Origin of the sequence: Curtobacterium sp. B18 (genome assembly GCF_000333375.1) — a bacterium.
In the GTDB taxonomy this organism is placed as follows: domain Bacteria; phylum Actinomycetota; class Actinomycetes; order Actinomycetales; family Microbacteriaceae; genus Curtobacterium.
Genome location: NZ_BACZ01000100.1, coordinates 1 through 5,731, shown reverse-complemented (window position 1 = coordinate 5,731; position 5,731 = coordinate 1). Strand labels below are relative to the sequence as shown.

The 5,731-nt window shown below is 68.7% G+C and carries 5 protein-coding genes and 1 pseudogene; 5 read left to right on the top strand and 1 reads right to left on the bottom strand.

The genetic code is table 11. The features are described 5' to 3' along the window. A pseudogene (locus I5E_RS02730) lies at positions 1–217 on the top strand (sugar kinase); the annotation flags it as partial. A 22-nt stretch (positions 218–239) separates the two neighbouring features. On the opposite strand, the gene I5E_RS02725 reads toward I5E_RS02730, so the two are convergent. Continuing rightward, positions 240–1,370, bottom strand: a complete 1,131-nt coding sequence (locus tag I5E_RS02725; RefSeq protein WP_022905636.1) for a zinc-binding dehydrogenase — start codon at positions 1,368–1,370, stop codon at positions 240–242. Positions 1,371–1,704: 334 nt separating this feature from the next. Here I5E_RS02725 and I5E_RS02720 point away from each other — a divergent pair, with 334 nt between their 5' ends. From I5E_RS02720 to I5E_RS02705, 4 genes are all read left to right on the top strand, one after another. Further along, the gene (locus I5E_RS02720) at positions 1,705–2,364 is read left to right on the top strand and encodes a DUF2291 family protein (RefSeq protein WP_031261237.1); all 660 of its coding nucleotides are present in this window, start codon (positions 1,705–1,707) and stop codon (positions 2,362–2,364) included. Next, entirely contained in the window at positions 2,361–3,890 is a 1,530-nt protein-coding gene (locus I5E_RS02715) for a sugar ABC transporter ATP-binding protein (RefSeq protein ID WP_022905633.1), read from the top strand. Before I5E_RS02720 ends, I5E_RS02715 begins: the two co-directional genes overlap by 4 nt. Positions 3,891–3,910: 20 nt before the next feature. Next, complete coding sequence (locus tag I5E_RS02710) at positions 3,911–5,029, top strand: ABC transporter permease (RefSeq protein WP_022905632.1); 1,119 nt, start codon at positions 3,911–3,913, stop codon at positions 5,027–5,029. A gap of 39 nt (positions 5,030–5,068) precedes the next feature. Then, positions 5,069–5,731 (top strand): substrate-binding domain-containing protein (locus I5E_RS02705; protein ID WP_022905631.1); only part of this gene is annotated, 663 nt, incomplete at its 3' end.

Genomic DNA, 5,731 nt, shown 5'->3' with positions numbered 1-5,731 from the left:
GGGTGCGTCGTACGGGTCGGCGTTCCTCGCGGCCGGCCTGGTGGCGGACGTCGACATCGCGACCTGGAACCCGCCGTCCGAGGTCATCCGTCCGGACCCGGATGCGCACCGGGCGTACGAGGAGGGGTACCGGGACTACCGCGATCTGTACGAGGCCACCGCCGCGGTGGTCCATCGGCTGGCGGAGCGGACGACGCGGTCGGCACAGCACCCCTGAGCGGGCCGACCGCGTCGGTCGTTCAAGCCCGTCGGGACGGGATGATCGAGACCTTGACGCTCGCACCGGCCGAGTCGCCGACCAGGTCGAGTGCTTCCTGGAAGTCCTCCAGCGCGAACTGGTGCGTGCAGATCTCCGACATCGGCAGGGTCTCCGACTCGAGGAGCTTGATGGCCGCCGGCCAGGTGTGCGGACCGAGGTGTGCCCCACGGACGTCGAGCTCCTTGTCGTCGGAGATGATCGACCAGTCCACCGAGACGTTGTCCTTGAAGACCGAGTACTCGACGAAGGTGCCGAGCTTGCGCAGCAGGTTCAGGCCCTGCGGCACGGCCGACGGGTGTCCGGTCGCCTCGATGTAGACGTCGGCACCGTAGCCGTCGGTGAGCTCCTTGACCCGCGCGACGGCGTCCTCCTGGGCGATGTTGATGGTGATGTCCGCGCCGACCTTACGGGCGAGTTCGAGCTTCGCGTCGACGACGTCGAGCGCGATGATCCGGAGCGGGTTCTTCTGGCGGGTCCCCGCGATCGCGGAGAGGCCGATCGGACCGGCGCCGGCGATGACGACCGTGTCGCCGAACTTGACGTCACCGCGCTCGACCGCGTGGAACGCGCAGGACAGCGGCTCGGCGAACGCCGCGACCTGGCCGGGCAGCTCGCTCGAGACCGGGTGCGTCAGGGCCTTGGTCGGGACGAGGACGAACTCGGCCATGGCGCCGTCGTATCCCTTGAACCCGAACATGTCGTGCACGTTGCACATCCAGTAGCTGCCTTCGAGGCAGTACCGGCACTCCCAGCACGGCACGATCTGCTCGCAGGCGACCCGGTCGCCGATGGACACCTTGCGGGCGGCGAGCGCTGCGTCGTCACCGGCGACCACCGTGCCGACGAACTCGTGGCCGGGGATGCGGTTCGTCTCGGCCCAAGCGGCGCGGTTCTCGTCACCCCAGAACTTGGCTGCGCCGTGGTAGCACTTCAGGTCCGAGGCGCAGATGCCGACCGCGTCCGTACGGAGCAACAGCTCGCCGGGTCCCGGAGTCGGGACGGGTCGCTCCTCGAGTCGGTAGTCGCCAGGGCCGTGGACCACGACGGCGCGCATGGTCGCCGGGAAGGGCTCGGAGCCGGTGCTCGTGGGGGTCGCGGTCGTCGTGGACATGAGTTCTCCATCGGTCGTCGTCCTGCCGCGTCCTCGCGGCGAGGGCGACACTACGCGACGCAGAACAAAAGTCAAGAACAAGATTTCTGATGCGTCGGAACCGTCGCGTGGCCGGACGGATTCGGCGCGTCCACTTGCAGAAAGTTCGTTACGCACATAATTTCTGCTTTGCGCCACATTCATGGAGCCGGTCCGCGCCAGCGGAACGACGCAACGGAGCGAACCACGAGGAGCACGCGATGACGCGAGCCGACCACAGCACGCGGCGACCCACGGTCGTCGGAGCCGTCACGGGTGACCGGACGGGGCGGACCGTCCGGGACGGAGCTGAGCGATGAGCGCTTCGGCCACCGTCCGCCGACCCGCCGCGAAGCGCAGGCCGACCAGGAGGATCGTGCTCGTCGCGGTCGTCATCGTCGTGGTCGTCGCGATGGCGCTCTCGACGAAGGTCGTCGGCAAGGGGTCGAGCGTCGGGGCGGGCCCAGCGGCGTTCTCCGCATCGGCCTGGGGCAAGACGAACTTCCCGAAGGTGCAGCAGGCGATCGCGAAGCGGGCCGTCCCCGCCACCGAGCTGGCCCCGGCCGTGCTCGCCGACTCCACCTCTGCTGCGAAGCGGTACGGCGTCGACGCCGGGACCGGTCCGGAGTTCTCCACGACCTTCACCGGGACGGTCGGGAAAGCCCAGGACGGCGTCTACCCCGTGACGGTCGACGGCGTCCCCAGCGGTCTGCTCATCCGGATCCAGACCGGCCCCGCCATCAACGGCACCGACCTCCGCGACGCCCCCGGCACGGTCGAGTTCGGCCAGTTCACGAACCAGATCGACTACCAGAACGCCGGCGCTGCCCTCAACGACCAGCTGAAGAAGCAGGTGCTGGCGAAGGTGGACACCACCGCGCTCGAGGGCAAGGAGGTCACCGTGACGGGTGCATTCCAGCTGATCAACCCGAAGGGCTGGCTCGTCACCCCGTCCGAGCTGGAGGTGCGCGGATGAGCGGCGACGACGCGATCGGGACGGTCGTCCTCGAGGCCGCCGACGTCGTGAAGACGTACGGTGCGACCCGGGCACTCAAGGGGGTGGCGTTCGCGGTGCACCGCGGGCAGGTGACGACCCTGTTCGGCGAGAACGGCGCGGGCAAGTCGACGCTCATGAAGATCCTGTCCGGCGTCGAGCAGCCCACCTCCGGGACCCTCACGCTGCGCGGCGAGGCCGTGACGTTCGCCGACACCGTGGACGCCCGCGAGCACGGGATCTCGATCATCCACCAGGAGCTGAGCCTGGCACCGAACCTCACGGTGCGCGACAACATCTTCATGGGCCGTGAGCTGCGTGGACCGACCGGGGTCGACTACGCGGAGGAGGCCCGGCAGGCCGCAGTCGTCCTCGCCGAGCTGGGCGAGGACATCGACCCCGGGACACTCGTGTCCGACCTGCGCCTCGGGCAGCAGCAGCTGGTGGAGATCGCTCGGGCACTCTCCGTGGACGCGCGGATCCTCATCATGGACGAGCCGACGAGCGCGCTCTCGGCGTCCGAGGTCGAGGTGCTCTTCACGGTCGTGCGCGACCTGAAGGCCCGAGGTGTGTCGATCGTCTACATCTCGCACCACCTCGAGGAGGCCCTGGAGATCACCGACCATGCCGTGGTGCTCCGCGACGGTTCGGTCACCGCGACGGCCCGACGTGCGGACATCGACCTCGAGTGGGTCGTCCGCGCGATGGTCGGTGACGGTTTCGACCTCGGGTCACCGCCCAGCGGCTACGACTTCGGTGCGCCTGCGCTCACCGTCGAGGACGTCGTCGTCGCCGACCCGGACGTGCCCGGACGGAACGTCGTCGACCACGTCTCGCTCGAGGTCCGCGCCGGCGAGGTCGTCTGCATCTACGGCCTGATGGGCGCCGGTCGCACCGAGCTGCTCGAGGCGGTCGCCGGGCGGACGCCGATCGACGGCGGAGCGGTCCGGAAGGGCGACCGCGACCTTGCTCGACTGTCCATCGCCGAGCGCATCGATGCCGGCCTCGGGCTCGTGCCGGAAGACCGGCAGCGGGACGGCCTCGTCCAGACGATGACCGTCGGGTCGAACATGTCGCTGGCGTCCATCGGTGCCTTCGTTCGTGGGCTCTTCCTGTCCGGCCGGCGTGAGGTGGACCTCGTCACCGACTCGATCCGGACCGTGCACGTGAAGACGGCCGGCGGCGGCGCGATGATCGGCTCACTGAGCGGCGGGAACCAGCAGAAGGTCGTCATCGGCAAGATGCTCGCGACCGATCCGGACGTGATCCTGCTCGACGAACCCAGTCGCGGCATCGACATCGGGGCGAAGGCCGAGGTGTTCCGGCTCCTCGCAGAACGTGCCCGGCAGGGCCTCGCCGTCGTCTACACCACCTCAGAGGTCGGCGAGTGCCTGAGCATCGCCCACCGCATCGTCGTCATGAGCCGTGGGCGGATCGCCGCCGAGTTCGGCTCGGACGTGACCAAGGAAGCGATCATGGCCGCCTCGGGCGAAGCCGTGGTCGCATGACCGCCAGGAACGGAACAACCATGACCACCACGACCGCCGATCGACGGCGTCTCGCCCTCCCCGCCGAGGGCTTCAGCCTGGGACGGATCCTGCTGCAGGGCCGCGCCTACTTCGCCCTCGTCGTCATCATCGTCGTCTTCTCGATCCTGTCGCCGAACTACTTCACGGTGAGCAACCTGCTCACCATGTCGTCGCACGTCGCGGTGTACGCGATCCTCGCGCTCGGCATGCTCCTGGTCATCCTCAACGGCGGCATCGACCTGTCCGTCGGCTCCACCCTGGGCTTCTCGGGGGTGATCGCCGGCTTCCTCATGAAGGGTGTGGCGATCGGTGGGGTGACCCTGTACCCGAAGGTCTGGGTCGTCGTCGTGCTCGCCTGCGCCGCCGGAGCGCTCATCGGCCTCGTCAACGGTGTCCTCGTGGCACGGTTCCGGGTCGCACCGTTCGTCGCCACCCTCGGCATGCTCTACGTCGTCCGCGGCATCGGACTGCTGATGACCAACGGCTTGACCTACAACAACCTCGAGGGCAACGCGGAGCTCGGCAACACCGGGTTCGACTGGCTCGGCTTCAACCGGCTGCTCGGGCTCCCGATCGGTGTGATCGTGATGATCGTCGCCGCCGTCGTCGGATCGCTCCTCCTCAACCGGACCGTCTTCGGCCGCTGGCTGTACGCGTCCGGTGGCAACGAGCGCGCTGCGGAGCTGTCCGGTGTCCCGGTGAAGCGGGTGAAGATCCGTGTCTACGTGCTGTCCGGCCTGTGCGCCGCGATCGCCGGCCTCATCCTGTCGTCCGAGCTCACGAGTGCGAGCCCGACGGCCGGCAGCTCCTACGAGCTGACCGCGATCGCGGCGGTCGTCATCGGCGGTGCGGCGCTGTCCGGCGGCGTCGGCAACGTCCGCGGCACGCTGCTCGGTGCGTTCGTCATCGGCTTCCTGTCGGACGGGCTCGTCATCATCGGCGTCTCCGCCTACTGGCAGACCGTCTTCACCGGTGCCGTGATCGTGTTCGCCGTCCTCCTCAACGCGGTCCAGTACAAGCGTCGCCCCGCCAAGGCCGGCGGCGCGTCCGGACCCGACCAGACCTCTCCCACCGGCACGCAGCCCCCGGCAGCCGTCGGTGAGAAGACCGCCGTCTGACTCCTCCGTCACACGGTCCACAGCGAAAGGAAACCCACCATGAACCGCAAGCTCGCAACGGTGCTCGCAGCGGGAGTCGGACTCAGCCTGGCCCTGACCGGCTGCTCCGCCGGCGGTGCCGCATCCGGCGGCGACGGCTCGTCCAAGAAGGGCGGCCTCATCTCGATCATCGTCAACGACCCGTCGAACCCGTACTGGAAGACGGAGGGCGACGTCGCGTCGGCCGAGGCGAAGTCGCTCGGCTACAAGTCGAACGTCTCGGCGTCGAAGGGTGACACGAACACCGAGAGCAACCTCATCGACACCGCCATCACGAACAAGTCGGTCGCGATCATCCTCGACCCGGCCAACGCCAGCGGGTCCATCGGCGCCGTGAAGAAGGCCGACGCCGCCGGGATCCCGGTCTTCCTCGTGAACGCGGAGATCAACCAGGCGGGTCTCGCCAAGGCGCAGCTCGTCTCGAACAACGCACAGGGTGCCGCGATCGGCGCGCAGCAATGGGTGAAGTCGGTCGGGGACTCGGGCAAGTACGCGGAGCTGTTCGGGGCGCCGTCGGACAACAACGCGCAGACTCGATCGAACGGCTACAAGACCGTCCTGACGCAGTACCCGGACCTCAAGGAGGTCGCCAAGCAGGTCGCGAACTGGGACCGGACGCAGGGCCACGACAAGACCCAGTCGATCCTGCAGGCGACCCGGACA